This window comes from Amycolatopsis sp. NPDC005232, assembly GCF_040607795.1.
Lineage (GTDB): Bacteria > Actinomycetota > Actinomycetes > Mycobacteriales > Pseudonocardiaceae > Amycolatopsis.
The window spans coordinates 1-15143 of the sequence record NZ_JBEXHL010000050.1; the positions used below are offsets into that span (position 1 = coordinate 1).

Sequence of the window (15143 nt, forward strand, 5' to 3'; positions counted from 1 at the left end):
GTGCCACCGTCGCCGTTGCCGGGGGCGCGATCTACAACGCCGCCGACCCGGGTGCCGCAGCGAAGGAACTCAAAAAGCGCGCCACCGCCTGACCGGCCGCGTCGGGAGACTTGACGAGAGATGGGAGTCCGCGTGAAAGGCAAACAGTCAGGTGCTCGATCCGATCGGGCACCAGCCGCGCACAATACTTACTGCGCCTTGCTGATGCAGGCCGCGGGGGTGCTGCGGCTGCGCTACGTGCAGTGCAGCCAGGACACCAGCCTGTCCCCGACCGCGGCGACCGAGCTGGCCGCCGTCTTCGAGGGAATCGCCAAGGGGCATCCCGACTTCGACCAGATCGATCCCAAAGAGGCGATCGCCTTGGCGCACCGCCTGATCGACGACGACCACCCCGAGCTGTCAGGAATGTGGCCCAGAACCCAGTGAAGTGGTTCTCCCCCATCGGGGAGATCACCCGACGCGGCCCGCTCGGTCGCAGGCGGTCGTCACGGCGCAGTTCGAGCCGACGGGTCCGCCGCTTCGCCCTGGCGCCAGTGACCCGGCTCGGCGCGGAAAACGGGTTGTGCCACCGCGTCCGCGTCCGGCCGATCACCGACGAGTCCGCCGTTTCGGCCCGGAGCCACTGACCCGGCTCGGCGCGGAAAACGGATGGCGCCACCGCGTCTCTCACTCCTGCTGGTCCGCCGCTTCAGCCCGGAGCCGGTGACCAGCTCGGCGCGGAAAGCGGGTGGCGCGACCGCGTCTCCCCCGTCCGGCCGATCTCGGACCGCCGCCCAGCCTGACCGCACTCGAGGATCATTCGCAGCTCAACGAGGAGTACACGATGTCCACTGATGTTGCCACCGAAGTCGAAGCCCCTGCCCAAACCGCACCCGTGGGCGACCCCGGCATGATCGGGCTGCCCACCTTCATCGTCGGCACGATCGCGCTCGGCCTGGTTCTGACCGGGTACGTCCCGGCCAGTGCCGTCGGCGCCTCGATCGCCATCATCCTGCCCGCGACGGGCCTTGGCCAGTTCGTCGCCGCGGTGTGGGCGCTGTCGCTGGGACAGAACGCCGTCGCCTCGGTGTTCGGCATCTTCGCCGGGTTCTGGTGGAGCTACTCGGCGCTGGTGCTCGGCCTGACCCACAACTGGTTCGGCATCACCTCGGACGCGGCCATCGCCACGCAGGGCATCTTCCTGATCGCCTGGCTGATCACGATCGTCCTGCTGACCCTCGGCACGCTGCGGCTGCCTGCCATGTTCACCGTGCTGTTCGTGCTGATCGACCTCGCCGTGGCCCTCGTGCTCTACGGCACGGTGGGCGACGCCCCGGGCGCGTCCACCGCCGGCGGTTACGTCTGCTTCGTCTTCGCCGCGGTCGGCGTCTACCTGTACCTCGGCGCGATGTCCGCCGCGACGGGCGGCAAGGGACTGCCGCTGGGCCGCCCGGTGCTGACCTGAGTGACCCCGGGCGGGCGTGACTCTTCGCCGCCCACCCGCGGTGGTCGACGGACCACCCCGAGCAGACCCTGCCTGGACACGGCCCCGGGCGGGGTCTGCTCGGTGCGCGGGGTCCCCGCTTCCCTGCTGTGGCTGCCGAACAAAGCCCGGACAGCAAGAAGCCCGCCGTCTCCGGCGGGCTTCTTGGTACTGCTGTCTCAACCAGACGTGCGCCCGAAGGGATTCGAACCCCTGACCTTCTGGTCTGGTTTCGACCTCTGCCGTTACTCGCTGTTGACGATCAAAAGCCCTCGTGACTTGCTCGGATCTTCACGACTCGGCCAGCGTTGGCTGCCGTCGTTTGGCCGTGGTGAGCGCCGATTACTGGCAATTTACTGGCAACTCAGCAGTGACTAGGTGTGCTTCTTGCGACTTGGCCAGATCTTGTGGTGTGGATCCCACCACAGCGCGTAGAACCGCGGCCCCTCACGGAAGCCGTACAGGCGTCGCTCTCCGGTAATCCGCAGACAGTTGATCTCATCACGGTCGTCGTACTCCAGCTCGCTCAACCGGCCGTTCGCCTGATCATTCGGTAGGGGCAGTGGGTAGTCCTTACCCAGTCCGTTGCCACTGAAGACCGAATGAACCGTCATCGACTCGATGTCGCGGATGCGGCCCAGAAGGCCGGCGTGATCCGACTGGCTGATCTCGGTCAGGCACCACGGACCGCCGACATCGACCCGACTGAACAGGATAACGAGCTTCGAGTCGGGCTCCGAAGGCGTGAACTCCCGGCGAGGTTTCTTTTCCTGCTGGACGGCACCGATGCTGACAGCACGCGGCGTGCGGTCACTTCCCGGCCGGGCCTTCGCTCTAGGAACGCCCTTCCGGCTCACACTTCCTCGGCGGCTTCGCTAGTCAGGCTGTCGTAGTACTCGTACATCGACGCACGCGTGATCTCAGCGTCGCCACGCTGGCCGTCGTCAAGCCCCGCAGAGGTGCGCGCATCCTTCCAAGGGGCCTCGCTGTGCGTCAGCTCGCTGAGCCAATGAGCCGCCTTGTCACCGTAGGCGCCCAAGACGATGTTGACGGTTTCACGCTCGCTGTCTGTGAGACGGGACGGATCGCCGCCGAGCTTCTCGCCGGACTGCAGCTCCCAACGCTGGCGGTGCTCCCGGTACAGCTCGCGGATGACCGGGCCATTCGCCCAAGCTTCAATGCGTTCCGTGAAGAGGGGTTCCTCTTCCCAGACCAGGTGCCACGCCTGGCTGTAGTACACGAGCTTCTGAAGCTTCATGGCTGTCATCGGGCCGCGCTGACTGAGGATGTACGCGGCTACGTCTCGCACGCCCGCCATGCTGCCTCCCCCTCCTCACTAGTTATCCACAGGGTTATCCACAGGCGACTTGTCAAGTGCGTTTAAACCATCTCACATGACAACGATTCCGCCAGGCAGGGTCGCGTTCTATATCGCCAGACGATGCACGAACGCAACATGTTGGCCACCTTAACCTTGGGATCGTCGGAAATCGTGCCGTCTGACCTGCGAATCAACGGCGTAGTGATCTGGGACGCCCCTGTGGACAACCGGTGTCCACAGGCTGTGCATCGACATCGACTCAAGGCTTGCACCCATGACCTGACAGTCACAGTGTAGAACACATGTTCGAATCCGGCTACGTCGGTTTTGATCTTCACCTACAAGTGGGGGCCTCTTCGTCCATCCCGTCGACCTGGCGCCAGCCCGATCGAGCCTGTCAAGGGGGCCCCGGCTTGCCTCTGGCCGGCGTACTTCGGGACTGCCCCCTTGACAGGCTTGATAGCCCTCGGGAGGTCGTCGGGATGGACGACAGGCACGCACGACGCAACCGGCGTGTTCGGCTCGACCATCCTGGAGACCTGCCCGTCCGGCGAGGACATCTCTTGATCAGTAGACCTGTTCGCGGCGCCGCCGGCGGGTGGTCGCTGGGCTGCTTTTCCGCGGGTGATCGCCGGGGACCGGGCGCCAGCCCGCACGCCCCGGCGAGGCTCGCCCGCGGGTCAAACACAGTGCTCAGCGGCCCCGGAGGGGCCGCCTTGAACAAGTAAGGAAACTCTGAACACGGAGTGCTGACATCGCTCCGAACAGGGGAACGCCTCCCGGGCTGAGGAGGAACCACCCACCTTGCCCGAGAGGCGTTCCGGCTCGGGATGCTAGCAGTTCAGCAGCTCGGGCTTCTGGTTCAAGATCTGCGCTCGCATCGAAACGAACTCCTTGTACTGCTCAGTGGCGTCCTGCGCGAAGGCGCCCACCTTGCAGCAGTTCTGGAAGGCCAGGCGAACGCCGTACTTCCGCTCGACGGCGGCGCGCATGGAGTCGCTTGCCATCAGCCGGAAGAGCTGACCCCACTCGGCGTCCGTCTGCGGCACGTCTTCGTTGATCTCCACGGCTGCACCGTTGGCCTGCAGCTTTTCGGCGGTGCCGGCCACGACGGACCACGCGTACGGCAGGGATTGTTGGATGCATGCCAAGAAGTCCTCTTCCGAGATTGACCCGCGTTGCGCCTGGTCCAGAAGAGCCGACGGAACGGTAAGCGACACAGCAGCCTCCAGTATTGAATCTGGTTGTCATATCCATTCATTCCACATGTCCAGACATGAGGGAAGGCCCCCATCTGGTTGATGAGGGCCTTCCACGTCGCTCACTGCGTGCGACCGCCGTCGTCAGGCGCCGCCCTCAAGGGGCGCGACGGTCGTGGCGTATTCGAGCTTGTACTGGTTGGCGGCGAGCAAGATGTCGGCGGTCTCAAGTGGCAGGTCTCCGCAGTAGGACTGTCGCACGATGACCACCACGGGAATCCCCGGCCGAAGGCTGAGCTCTTCAGCCTCCGACGGGCGCGGCATGCGTGCATGCAACCGTTCGATCACGCTGGTCGGCCGCAACCCGATGCTCGTGAACCGGTCGATGATGCCGGCGCCCATCAACGGCCCCTCCTCCGGTCGCTCGATCGGAGTTCCGCGAGTGATCGCTACGGGCTCGTACGAGCTGGTCAACATCATCGGTTCGTCGTTCGCGTACGAGACGTAGTCCGTCCGCATCACCTCGTCACCAACGCCGATCTTGAGCCGGTGGGCAACCTCCAAGCCGGCGCGGTCCGGCCTGGTGTTGTGGCTGTACCGCGGCACTCGATCAGTCGCGATCGCTTCTTCCGCAAACGGGGCACCCGGATCCGACTTGTAGTGCTGCGCAGCACGCCGGATGAGCGGGTCATAGAGCCGCACCGTCGGAGCGGACCCGCGGCCACGGTTGATCAGACCCTCAGACTCCAGGAGGTCGAGCGCCTGGCGAACGGTCGTCTGGGAAGTCCCGAACGTCTCAGCGATCTCCTCCCGGGTCGGTAACCGGCTCCCCGGGGTGAGAGTCCGGGCAAGGATCTGGTCCCGCAGAGCTGCGGCGATCCGCTCGTACATGTGCGCCGGCTCGCCGTCGCTCATGATCAATCCCTCCAATCTTCGAAGTTGGTGCGCCAACCTCTTGCATGGTTCGCCAACCTCGTCTACAGTTGGCTTACCAACCCAGTTGGTACACCAACTCTAGCAGGAGGTAGACATGCGGAACATCCCGTGCGACCTGAGCAACTACACCGCCCGCGTCGCTGAGGCGCCCGAGCCGAAGACCCGCAAGGACGAGAACGGCCGCGAGGTGGCTGTCACGGACCGCGACGGCGTGCGGCGCTATGTGGCCTCGCTGTTCCTGAAGACGAAGGGCGAGAAGGGCGAAGAGGTCCGGTTCACCCTCGATGCGGACCCGGGCGACGAGTTCGAGGAGGGCATGGTGGTCGAGCTGGTCGCGCCGCGCATGTCGCCCTATTCGTTCAAGAACGCCAACGGCGAGACCGTCTCGGGGGTCGCGTTCGCGGCCGTCGGCTTGAAGCCGGTCGCCTCGTTTTAAGCCGGCAACGGCCGCCCTCCCTAATACAGGTTAGCCGCCCGTTCGAGCCGGGCGAGGGCACTTTTCGCTCATTGACAAATACATAGTGTGCCTGACTGCGCCCAAAAACACGCCGAATACGGCTGCTCGCGTTGATTCCCGAACACATTTCTTCGGGGATCTTCGGGTCCATCCGTCTTAGACATGAGGGAGCAAGAGAAATGGACGAGTTCGACTTCTACGCCGCCCAGCTCAGCGCGTGGCCGTGGCTGCACCTGCCGGAGTTCGAGGAGGTGACGGCATGAACACCAGCACGGTCTACCTGCGCGACGGTCTGTCCACGTTCGACCCGCACGGCCCGAAACGGGGTGCGTGATGGCTGCCCACGTGTGCAGCGCCGATTTCTGGTTGTCCCCGACCCGAATTGCCACCTGTCGCCGTTGCGGTGCCCAGTGGCAGATGTGAGGTGAATTCGATGAACCGAGTTGCAAACACCACGTTCTACCCGCTGTGGCTCACCATTCTGGCCGCCCTGTTCATGGCCATGCCGGTCGCCGGCGGTCTCGTCGTCGTGATCGTGCTGGGAGGGCTGTTCGCGGGCTGGGTGAAGCGATGACCGCCGAACCGCTCGACCTGTTCGGCAACCCGCTCGCCGAACCCGCCTCGACGACGCCGGCCCGCATGCCGGTGAACGACATGAACTTGATCGAAAAGGTGCTTCGGATTGCCGAGAACGTGGGATACGTGCTGGTCGGGCCGTCGGAGCGGGTCTACCGCCTGTACGCCCGCCTCGCGATCGAGACCACCCCCGCTGACGAGGCGCATGCCGTGCACCAGCTCTTGGACGCCAAGTGGCTCACGAAGGGAGGAGGGCACTTCTACACCTGCTACGGGCACAGCGGCCCCGGCAATTCGGTGCTCGTGCCCCGTGCGACGAAGAACAAGGCCCGACAGTGGCGCGCTCTGGCCGCCCGCCCGACCACCGCCCGTGAACAGCAGCGAAAGGCAGGCTGATGACCTCCCAGACGATCAACAACCACAACAAGGCGAAGTTCGTCGAGTTCGAATTCGCGCTCGACCAGGTCCGGAACGCATTCGACGAAGTGGCCCGGATGATCAAGAAGCTCGACGACAACAAGGCCAGCGGCGATCGGTTCGAGGGCTGGCAGGTCCCGAGCAAGGCTGACGTCCAGGCCACCTCCAAGTCCGCCTCCACCGGTCTCGACCTGCTCCGGGAGTCGGCAACCAAGCGCAAGGCAGAGCTGGTCTCCCGCGGCTGGCGCGTCTAAGCCGCCCGCGCACCCGTCCGCTACTGAACGAAGGAGAACGACAGTGAGCACTCAGCTGGACCGCAAGATCGAGCAACTCGACAAGGCCATGAAGCGGCTTCGGGTCACCATGACCGCCCTGCCGAACCGGGTCGGCGGCTTCAAGAAGGAGCACGACGACGCCGCCCGCAGGATCGCCACGATGACCACCATCGTGGAGGCCGCGCGACCGCTGTTCAACACCGACAACCGGTCCCCGAAGGCCCGCCGCCACTGACCTGCCGCACCGCCCACAACCGCATACCGCCCACCAGATGATCACCACGCTTGGACGTCGTCAGGGCCGCAATCCCCTACTGATCGGTGCTCGCGCACCGCCCGGGGTTGCGGCCCTGACGCGTCCCCGCACCAGGGAGACACTCCACATGAAGAGCACGAACCGCGGCACCCGCCGCACCACCCACAAGACCCGCCCCGAAGCCCGATGCGCGCTCTGGCTCGCCCGGCACCCCGGCTTCCTCGCCACCCCGGCCGCCGTCACCACCAGCATGATCGAGCTGGGTGCGGTCGGAACCGGTGGGATTGCCGCCGGAGCGCTCGCCGCGGGCCTGGCCTGGCACCGCGCGCACCCCGAGTCGTTCACCCGCGTGGCCGCTCCCCGGCTCCGCTCGACCCGCCGGCGCTGGACCCGCTACCTCGGCCGGTCGTGGCGCTCCAGCCTGGACTTCTGCAACCTGACCGTGGACGACCGTCGCACCGGCGAGATCCTCGTCCCGCGCCTGCTCAAGGTCTCCAGCCCCACCCCATCGATCGACGTCCTGAGGGTCGCAATCCGCAAGGGACAGTCGCTGAGCACCTTCCGCGACGCACAAGAGGAACTGGCGTCCGCCCTGGGTGCCGACGTGATCTCGATCGAGAAGATCAAGCCGCGAGTCCTGACGATCACGCTCGTGTTCGGCAACCCGTTCAACGACGTGATCCCTCCGGCGGACATCCCCGGCGAGCCCGACGAGGTCGACCTGACCGCGATCGAGCTGGGTGACACGGAGTACGGCGAGGTCTGGACCGAACCCCTGCTCGGACAGCACTGGCTGATTTCTGGGGCCACCGGCTCGGGCAAGGGGTCCCTGCTGTGGAACCCGTTGCGGGCCATGGGGCCGATGATCCGCGACCGGATCGTCCGCGTCTGGATGATCGATCCCAAGGGCGGCATGGAGACCGAACGCGGGAAGCCGCTGTTCTACCAGCATGCCTCGTCCGCTGATGAGGACGTCGAGTACGACGACGGCACCGGCCTCGACGACGTGGACGCCATGCTCGGGCTCCTCTTCGAGTTCCGCGACCGGATGAAGGAACGGCAGGAAGTCCTGCGCAGCGAGGGCAAGCGCAAGTTCACACCCTCGATCGAAACGCCGTTCGAAGTTCTCATGATCGACGAACTCGCCATGCTCACCGCCCTGAGCAGCAAGCGCGCCACGATCTTGATGGTCAACAAGGTTCTCGCCGAGATCCTCACCCAGGGCAGGGCCTGCGGGTGCTCCGTCATCGCCTACGTGCAGGAACCCGGCAAAGACATCGTCCCCGTCCGTGACCTGTTCACCCGCCGGGTCTCGCTGCGCACCGGATCCAACCTCTACGTGGACATGGTGCTTGGCGACGGTGCCCGCGACCGCGGCGCGCTCGCCGACGAGATCCCCGAGACCGGATGCGAGGGCATCGGCTACCGCACCTCGGAGAAGTCCCGCCAGCCGATGCGCGTCCGCGCCGGCTACTCGACCGACGACGACATTGACGAACTCGTCCGCCTCTGCACCCCGCACCACGAGCCGCCCACCGACACCAACGTCTACCCCTTCGCCGCCTGACCGTCCGGAAAGGACACCACCCGTGATCACCCTCAAGTTCCTCAGCACCTGGCTCAAGATCGCCACTATCGCCGCTCTCGTGTTCGTGATCGAGATCGCCGTGATCCACTCGTTTTGGCTGTTCGTTCTCGTCGCCGTCCCGACCGTACTGATCTTCGCGGTCCTCACCGGCGCCTTGTGGCGGGAATGGCGCACCGCCCGCCGTGGTGACGGCGCCTATTCCGTCCAGTACATCCGCTACGAACAGGACTGACCACCATGGACAGCCCCGCCCGCGTCGCGCCGGCGGACTCGGAGATCTGGCACACCGCCGTGGCCACGCTCGAAGACGGGCTCGGGATCTACCCCCTGCGCTCGATCGACGGCGTGCGTTACGGCGGTGCCAGCGTCGACAACACCGCCGTGGTCGCCACCGCGACCACCGTGCTTCTCCGGGTCACCCAGCACCACCATGGTCTCCCTGAGGTCGCCGAGCTGGAAATGCCGCCCGCGTTCGCCCGCTACCTCGCAGCCCTGCTCGACTCCTCCGCCCGCTACATCCAGACTGCCCCGGAAGGACCTCAGTGATGCGCACGCACACCGCCGACGTGGCCAAACTCGCGCGCTTGCAAGACGAATTCGACGCCGAAGGCGCGAAGGTGTTCAACCCGAACGGCGGCCGCAACCGCGAAGCACTGCTGCGCCTGTCCGAGATCGCCAGCGAACTCGCCCGCTTCCACGACGAAGCAGCAAGGCAGATGGCTCGCGTCGCCAATGACGCCTACGACCTCGCCAGCACCACGTAGCCCCCCGGCATGTCCTGAGTCCTCGTGACGCTTGCCGCACGAGATCTCCGGCGTGCCACACGCGGTCCCGCGTGTCCTGTCCTGAAAGGAGGTACCTGACGTGTTCCGCAAGACCGCCCCGAAGGGCGACAACCGCCCGGTCTCGCGCCGGGTCCGCGCCCTGTCCCACCAGCTCACCGAAGCCCACGACGTCCACCGGCTCGCCGCCGACCCGCTCCTCGGTGCGGTCACCGCGGACCGCTTCCGCACCTCGATTACCCGCACCATGTGGTTCTTCCTCGCCGTCGGGCTCGGGTTCACCACCACCGGCGTCCACGACTTCCTCGCCGGCCACCTGCCCACCACCGACCCGATGTGGTGGGGCGCCTGGCTCGCCGAACCCGCCCTCGCCGGCATCCTCGTCACCCTGCTCCGCTGGGAAGCCGCCATGCTCTCCGCCGGCATCCCCGTCGACGACAAGCCCGTCAAACACCTCAAGCGGCTCCTGCTCGCCGCCACCTTCGTCGCGAACGTCTGGGCCGCCTTCAAGCCCACCAACGGCGAAGTCTCCCAAGGCGGCGTGTTCTTCCACGTCGTCATCCCCCTCGTGGTCTACCTGCTCGCCGAAGTCATGCCGATCATCCAGCGCCAGTGCATCCGAGCCCGCGAACAGGCCCTCGCAACGGCACCGGCCCCCGAGCCATCCGCGGTGCCACCGTCGCCAGCACCCACGCCGGCCGCGCCGGCACCCGCCGTCTCCTCGACGCCCGCACCGACGCCGCCTGAACCTCCCCGGCCGCGACCGGACGGGATTCTCCAGTCCCTGCCCGTGAGCATCCGCACCACGGTCACCACCGCGACCACCGACGCCCACACCGCCGGCCGCCCCGTCACCGCCGACGACCTCGCCGCCCGCGTCAACCTCCCCAAGAGCATGCTCACCGCGCTCGCGGACGAGCTGAACACCACCGTGAACCACCACCCGGTCACCGCCTGACCGAACACCCGCACACCTTCGCCGGGCCACCCCACGCACCACGGGTGGCCCGGCTTTGTGGTGCCCGCACGAAACGAGGCCAGCATGATCACCGAGCACGACGGGTCCTCACTGGCTACCCGCATCACCAACCGCATGACCCCCGCCGTCATCCGCGCCGTGCGCGCCCGCGCCGAAGCCACCGGCGGATGCCTGCAACCGGTCCACCTCACCGGCTACCGCACGATCACCGACACGACCGGACGGATCCTCGACCACACCGCCGGTACCGTCTACGCCCCGTGCGGCAACCGCCGCGAAACGGTTTGCCCGGCCTGCTCCGACCGCTACGCCGCCGACGCCTTCCACCTCATCCGCGCCGGCATGACCGGCGGCAAAACCATCCCCGAAACCGTCGCGGACAAGCCCCGCCTGTTCATCACCCTCACCGCCCCCAGCTTCGGCGCCGTGCACGGCCGCCGCACCACCCGCACCGGCCGCCGCATCCCCTGCACCTGCGGCGAATACCACCACGACGCCGACCCCCGCGTCGGCACCGCGCTCGACCCCGGCACGTACGACTACCCCGGCGCTGTGCTGTGGCAAGGCCACGCCGGCGAGCTGTGGCACGCCTTCACCGTCCGTCTGCGCCGCGAGATCGCCACCGCCGCCGGCATCCGCGCCGGCGACTTCGCCGACCACGCCCGGCTGTCGTACGCCAAGGTCGCCGAATACCAACGCCGCGGCCTCATCCACTTCCACGCCGTCATCCGCCTCGACGGCCCCGAAGGCCCCCACGACCCCGCCCCCGAGTGGGCGGACAACGCGCTCATAGAGCACGCCGTCCGCGCTGCCGTGGAGAACACCACCGTCACCCGCACCCTGACCATCGACGGCGCCACCGCCAAGTACGTGTTCCGCTGGGGCGGCCAAGTCGACGTCCGCCCGATCCGCCCGGCGCACGCCACCGAGCCCGACGGCGGCGAGATCACCGACCGCGCGCTCGCCGGCTACATCGCCAAGTACGCCACCAAAGGCACCTCCACCAGCGAGGTCCCCGACCGGCCTATCCGCTCCGAACGCGCCATCGACGCGTTGGACGTCCACCCGCACCACCGGCGGATGATCACCACCGCGTGGGCACTCGGAGCCAACGAGGGCCTTGCCTACCTGCGGAAGTGGGCTCACATGCTCGGATTCCGCGGCCACTTCCTCACCAAGTCACAGCGGTACTCGATCACCTTCACCACCATCCGCGGCGACCGCCGCACCCACCAGCACCTCGCCACTCTCGACGCCACCGGCGCCAGCGCCGACACGGTGCTCGTCGTCAACCACTGGAAGCACACGGGCAACGGCTACGGCCACCACGAAGACCGCGAGATCGCCGAAGCGATCTACGAAGGAAAACGCATGCAGCGCAAGGAAAAACTCACCAAGGAGGAACGACCATGAACAAGACTCTGCTGACCATTGAGGACCTCTCCACCCACCTCGGCGTGCCGGTCAACACCCTGTACAAGTGGCGCGGCAAGGGCTACGGCCCCGCCGGCCGCCGCATCGGCAAATACGTCCGCTACCGCCCCGAGGACGTCGACGCCTGGGTCGAAGCACAGGGGGTGGCCTGATGGGCCGGCATCGGCTTCCGCTGGGCACGGCGGGAGAGATCAAGGTCAAACAGGTGGGCTCGGTGTTCGTCGCCCGGTGCCAGTACCGCGACCATGACGGGGCCTACTACGACATTCGCCGCCGCGGGCGGACGAAGGAGGTCGCTCGGGACGAGGTCCGCAAGGCGGTCAAGGCGAAGGTGAAGAGCCTGCCCGGTGCCGAATTGTCCGCGCACAGCCTGTTTGAGGCCGTGGCGTCGGCGTGGCTGGACGAGTACCGCCGAGACGCGGACAACGGCGTCTACTCGTTCACCTCGGTGGACAACCACACGTACAACCTCAAGAACCACGTGGTGCCAGTGCTCGGGCAGCTTGAGCTGATCGAAGTGGGCACGCCCGTGATCAACCGACTCTGCCAGGCGAAACTCAAGGCCCACAGTCACAGCCTGGCCCGGCAGGTTCGGGCGGTGATCAGCAACGTCATGACGTTCGCGGTCAATGAGGGGCTGATCAAGTCCAACCCGGTGAGGGACGTCGCACCGCTGCTGGAACGCCGGGCCAAGACGAAGAAAGCCAAGCCGCGGGCGCTGGAATCGGCCGACCTGTTGGACTTCCTGGCCAAGCTGGACGCGGACGAGAAGGCTCGCACGGCGGACCTGCCGGACCTCGTGCGCGGGTTCATTGCCACCGGGGAGCGCCGCGGGGAGATGATCGGAGCGGACTGGCCGGACTTCGACGAGACGGCCCGCGTGATCCACGTGAGCGGCGGGCTCATCCAGGCTCGCGGCAAGGGAACCATCCGCAACGGCGGGAAGACCGACAACGCCGACCGTCCGATCCCGTTGCCGGATTGGTGCGTCACGATGCTGGTCGAACGGCGCGAGCGCCTCGGGGTCCTCGATCCGACGGGGCCGATCTACCCGAACAACCGGGGCGGGTACCTGAACTTCCAGAACCTGACCAACCGGCATTGGCTGCCGTTCCGCCGGCGGGCCGGGTACGAGTGGGTCACGTTCAAGACCCTCCGCAAGACCGTCGCGACCATGCTGGACGACGCCGGCCTGACGGCCCGTCAGATCGCCGACATCCTCGGGCACGCACACCCGTCGATGACTCAGGACGTCTACATGGGTCGCGGCCAGACGTCCCGCGCGAGTGCCGACGCGCTGGGTTCCTTGCCTCTCGGCAAAACTGGCAATAAACCGGCAACCGACTGACTACGGCCGCAACCGTGGACAGGGACCAGACACCAAGAAACCCCCTGTTACCAGGGGGTTTCTTGGTACTGCTGTCTCAACCTTACGTGCGCCCGAAGGGATTCGAACCCCTGACCTTCTGATCCGTAGTCAGATGCTCTATCCAGCTGAGCTACGGGCGCTTGTTCAGTTGTTAATCTAGCACCTGCCGAAACAGGCACCAGCGGAGGCTCCGGGATTTGAACCCGGGAGGGGGGGTTACCCCCAACCGCATTAGCAGTGCGGCGCCATAGACCAGACTAGGCGAAGCCTCCTGGGCCTTGTCGACCACTGCCCAGATAGCTTACACACCCCCCATTACCCCGCGAAGGCACCCCCCGAAAGTGAAGATCAGCGTTGCAGCAGGCGCCGCAACCAGGGGGAACGGCCTCCGAGGCCCTCGGCTTCGAAGGTGGCCACGCCGACGCGTGGGAGTTCGCGCACGCCGGGGTACACGAGGTACCGCGGGACCCACCGCGGCTGGAACTTCGCGTTGAAGCGGTACAGGCTCTCGATCTGGATCCAGCGAGAGAAGAAGTGCAGGACTTTCGCCGAGATACGCGCCACCGGACCCGCACCGATGCGTTGTCCCTGTTCCATCAGCGACCGGAACGCGGCGAAGTTCAGTGAGACGTGGTCGATGTCGTGCTCGTGCGAATAAACCAGCAACTCCGAGATCATCAGCTCGTTCACGCCGTTGTCCGCCGAACGGTCCCGCCGCATCACGTCGAGCGACAGGCCCCGCGCACCCCACGGCACGAACTGCAGGACGCCGCGTACGCGGCCGCCCTGTTCGGCCGTGACGATCACCGCGCCGGGGTCGCCCATGCGGCCCAGGGCCATCGAGAAGCCACGTTCCGTCTCGGTGCCCCGCCACGCCGCGGCCAACAGCGCCAGCTCGTCCAGCTCCCCCGGCCGCAGGTCCTCCGTCCGCCGCACCAGCACCTTGTACCCCGCCCGGCGCGTCCGCGAAGCCGCCTGGCGGACACCGCGCATGATGCGGCCCTCCAGAGTGAAGCCTGCCGTGTCGACGATGGCCTCGTCGCCGATCTCCAGCACCTCCAGCCCGAAGCGCGCCCACACCGTCGCCCCGAGCTCCGACGCGCCCATCGCCGCCGGCACCCACGCGTTGCGCTTGCAGATCTCCAGGTACTCCTCGATCGCGCCCGGCCACGCCTCGTGGTCACCCAGCGGATCGGCCGACGTCAGCGCGACGCCGGCGATCACGCGGAACGTCACGGCCGCCTTGCCCGTCTTCGAGAACACCGCGAACTTGTCGCGCCGCAGCGCGAAGTAGCCCAGCGAGTCGCGGTCGCCGTGCTCGGTCAGCAGGGCTTGCAGGCGCGCCAGTTCGTCGTCCGACAGTTCCGGCGCGGGCTCCGCCGAACGTAGCAGGAAGTACGCGGACACGAGCACCGCCGCGATGCTGAACAGCAGCCCGATCGCCGCCGACAGGTCCTCCAGCCACGCGCCGTGGAACACGGCGGGACCGCTCACGCCCACCAGCGCCAGCCCGGACTGTGAAAGCCGGCCGGGGAAGCTCAGCGGCTCGAGCATCCGCCCGGACGCCACCGAAAGCAGCACCACGTTGATCACGAACCCCGCCAGCACCAGCTGCAGGAACACCCGCACCGCGCGCCAGCGGCCCGTGGTCGGATCCGGCTCCGCGACGAAGTAGCGGCGGTTCACGATCAGCCCGATCAGCAGCACCACCGACACCACGCCCGCGCCGAACACGTGCCGCAGCCCCAGGTGTGACAAGGTCAACAACACCGCGAAGCCGACCGCGAGCTGCCACGCCCGGCGCTTGCGCCGCCGCAGTCCGGCCGCGAGCATGATCAGCAACACGCCCGTGACCACGGCCACGGTCGCCGCCGCGACGGTCGCCCCCTGCGGCAGCTCCAGCCACTCGGCCAGGTGACCACGCAGGTTACGGCCGGAGGGAACCACCACGGAAAGTAGCGTCAGCAGGCCGGCGAGCCTGGTCACCCAGGTGATCGCCTTGACGGTCGTCACGCCCGCCACCTGCCAGCTGTGCTGCGCGCGTGTCCCCGTCACCACGCGTGCAACACGTACGGCCCAGCCATGCTTCCCC

General features: G+C 67.0%; 20 protein-coding genes and 2 tRNA genes. 15 read left to right on the forward strand and 7 right to left on the reverse strand.

Features of this window, described 5'->3' with window-relative positions; translation table 11 throughout:
* The first annotated feature begins 204 nt into the window (after positions 1–204).
* Both ABZU76_RS47200 and ABZU76_RS47205 read left to right on the forward strand, forming a co-directional pair.
* Positions 205–426 (forward strand): hypothetical protein, encoded by a 222-nt coding sequence (locus tag ABZU76_RS47200; protein WP_266118435.1) that lies wholly within the window; start codon positions 205–207, stop codon positions 424–426.
* Positions 427–823: 397 nt separating this feature from the next.
* Positions 824–1444 carry a GPR1/FUN34/YaaH family transporter gene (locus ABZU76_RS47205; RefSeq protein WP_220245685.1) on the forward strand — a complete coding sequence of 207 codons (621 nt, stop codon included), beginning with the start codon at positions 824–826 and terminating at the stop codon, positions 1442–1444.
* 392 nt (positions 1445–1836) lie between these two features.
* On the opposite strand, the gene ABZU76_RS47210 is transcribed toward ABZU76_RS47205, so the two are convergent.
* From ABZU76_RS47210 to ABZU76_RS47225, 4 genes are all read right to left on the reverse strand, one after another.
* Positions 1837–2319, reverse strand: coding sequence for a hypothetical protein (locus tag ABZU76_RS47210; protein ID WP_354883675.1), 483 nt, complete (start codon positions 2317–2319; stop codon positions 1837–1839).
* Positions 2316–2780 carry a type II toxin-antitoxin system antitoxin SocA domain-containing protein gene (locus ABZU76_RS47215; protein ID WP_354883677.1) on the reverse strand — a complete coding sequence of 155 codons (465 nt, stop codon included), beginning with the start codon at positions 2778–2780 and terminating at the stop codon, positions 2316–2318. Before ABZU76_RS47215 ends, ABZU76_RS47210 begins: the two co-directional genes overlap by 4 nt.
* An 836-nt stretch (positions 2781–3616) precedes the next feature.
* The gene (locus tag ABZU76_RS47220; RefSeq protein ID WP_354883680.1) at positions 3617–4003 is read right to left on the reverse strand and encodes an SCO5389 family protein; all 387 of its coding nucleotides are present in this window, start codon (positions 4001–4003) and stop codon (positions 3617–3619) included.
* 123 nt (positions 4004–4126) lie between these two features.
* Complete coding sequence (locus ABZU76_RS47225) at positions 4127–4897, reverse strand: GntR family transcriptional regulator (protein ID WP_354883683.1); 771 nt, start codon at positions 4895–4897, stop codon at positions 4127–4129.
* A gap of 115 nt (positions 4898–5012) precedes the next feature.
* Between ABZU76_RS47225 and ABZU76_RS47230 the strand changes: the two genes are divergently transcribed.
* The 13 genes from ABZU76_RS47230 (at position 5013) to ABZU76_RS47290 (ending at position 13030) form a co-directional block, all read left to right on the forward strand.
* Positions 5013–5354, forward strand: coding sequence for a hypothetical protein (locus tag ABZU76_RS47230; protein ID WP_354883686.1), 342 nt, complete (start codon positions 5013–5015; stop codon positions 5352–5354).
* A gap of 454 nt (positions 5355–5808) precedes the next feature.
* A complete protein-coding gene (locus ABZU76_RS47235; RefSeq protein WP_354883689.1) occupies positions 5809–5949 on the forward strand; it encodes a hypothetical protein in 141 nt (46 codons plus the stop codon).
* Positions 5946–6347: a hypothetical protein gene (locus ABZU76_RS47240; RefSeq protein WP_354883692.1), complete on the forward strand. Its 402-nt coding sequence runs from the start codon at positions 5946–5948 to the stop codon at positions 6345–6347. The genes ABZU76_RS47235 and ABZU76_RS47240 overlap by 4 nt, the downstream gene beginning before the upstream one ends.
* Positions 6347–6622 carry a hypothetical protein gene (locus ABZU76_RS47245; protein ID WP_354883695.1) on the forward strand — a complete coding sequence of 92 codons (276 nt, stop codon included), beginning with the start codon at positions 6347–6349 and terminating at the stop codon, positions 6620–6622. The genes ABZU76_RS47240 and ABZU76_RS47245 overlap by 1 nt, the downstream gene beginning before the upstream one ends.
* Positions 6623–6665: 43 nt before the next feature.
* Positions 6666–6878 (forward strand): hypothetical protein, encoded by a 213-nt coding sequence (locus ABZU76_RS47250; protein WP_354883698.1) that lies wholly within the window; start codon positions 6666–6668, stop codon positions 6876–6878.
* Between the two features lie 148 nt (positions 6879–7026).
* Complete coding sequence (locus ABZU76_RS47255) at positions 7027–8466, forward strand: cell division protein FtsK (RefSeq protein WP_354883701.1); 1440 nt, start codon at positions 7027–7029, stop codon at positions 8464–8466.
* 22 nt (positions 8467–8488) lie between these two features.
* Positions 8489–8719, forward strand: coding sequence for a hypothetical protein (locus tag ABZU76_RS47260; RefSeq protein ID WP_354883704.1), 231 nt, complete (start codon positions 8489–8491; stop codon positions 8717–8719).
* 5 nt (positions 8720–8724) lie between these two features.
* Positions 8725–9033, forward strand: coding sequence for a hypothetical protein (locus ABZU76_RS47265; RefSeq protein WP_354883706.1), 309 nt, complete (start codon positions 8725–8727; stop codon positions 9031–9033).
* On the forward strand, positions 9033–9251 hold the full coding sequence (locus tag ABZU76_RS47270) for a hypothetical protein (RefSeq protein ID WP_354883709.1): 219 nt from the start codon (positions 9033–9035) through the stop codon (positions 9249–9251). The genes ABZU76_RS47265 and ABZU76_RS47270 overlap by 1 nt, the downstream gene beginning before the upstream one ends.
* A gap of 100 nt (positions 9252–9351) precedes the next feature.
* Positions 9352–10227 carry a hypothetical protein gene (locus tag ABZU76_RS47275; protein ID WP_354883712.1) on the forward strand — a complete coding sequence of 292 codons (876 nt, stop codon included), beginning with the start codon at positions 9352–9354 and terminating at the stop codon, positions 10225–10227.
* Positions 10228–10311: 84 nt separating this feature from the next.
* Positions 10312–11661: a replication initiator gene (locus ABZU76_RS47280; protein WP_354883715.1), complete on the forward strand. Its 1350-nt coding sequence runs from the start codon at positions 10312–10314 to the stop codon at positions 11659–11661.
* Positions 11658–11834, forward strand: a complete 177-nt coding sequence (locus ABZU76_RS47285; RefSeq protein WP_354883718.1) for a helix-turn-helix domain-containing protein — start codon at positions 11658–11660, stop codon at positions 11832–11834. The genes ABZU76_RS47280 and ABZU76_RS47285 overlap by 4 nt, the downstream gene beginning before the upstream one ends.
* Positions 11834–13030: a tyrosine-type recombinase/integrase gene (locus tag ABZU76_RS47290; RefSeq protein ID WP_354883721.1), complete on the forward strand. Its 1197-nt coding sequence runs from the start codon at positions 11834–11836 to the stop codon at positions 13028–13030. The genes ABZU76_RS47285 and ABZU76_RS47290 overlap by 1 nt, the downstream gene beginning before the upstream one ends.
* 87 nt (positions 13031–13117) lie before the next feature.
* Here the strand turns inward: ABZU76_RS47290 and ABZU76_RS47295 are convergent.
* The 3 genes from ABZU76_RS47295 to ABZU76_RS47305 all read right to left on the reverse strand — a co-directional run bounded on the left by ABZU76_RS47295 (position 13118) and on the right by ABZU76_RS47305 (position 15109).
* A tRNA-Arg gene (locus ABZU76_RS47295) sits at positions 13118–13191 on the reverse strand.
* A 42-nt stretch (positions 13192–13233) separates the two neighbouring features.
* Positions 13234–13323: transfer RNA gene (locus ABZU76_RS47300), tRNA-Ser, on the reverse strand.
* 76 nt (positions 13324–13399) lie between these two features.
* Entirely contained in the window at positions 13400–15109 is a 1710-nt protein-coding gene (locus tag ABZU76_RS47305) for a phosphatidylglycerol lysyltransferase domain-containing protein (RefSeq protein WP_354883724.1), read from the reverse strand.
* Between the last annotated feature and the right edge of the window lie 34 nt (positions 15110–15143).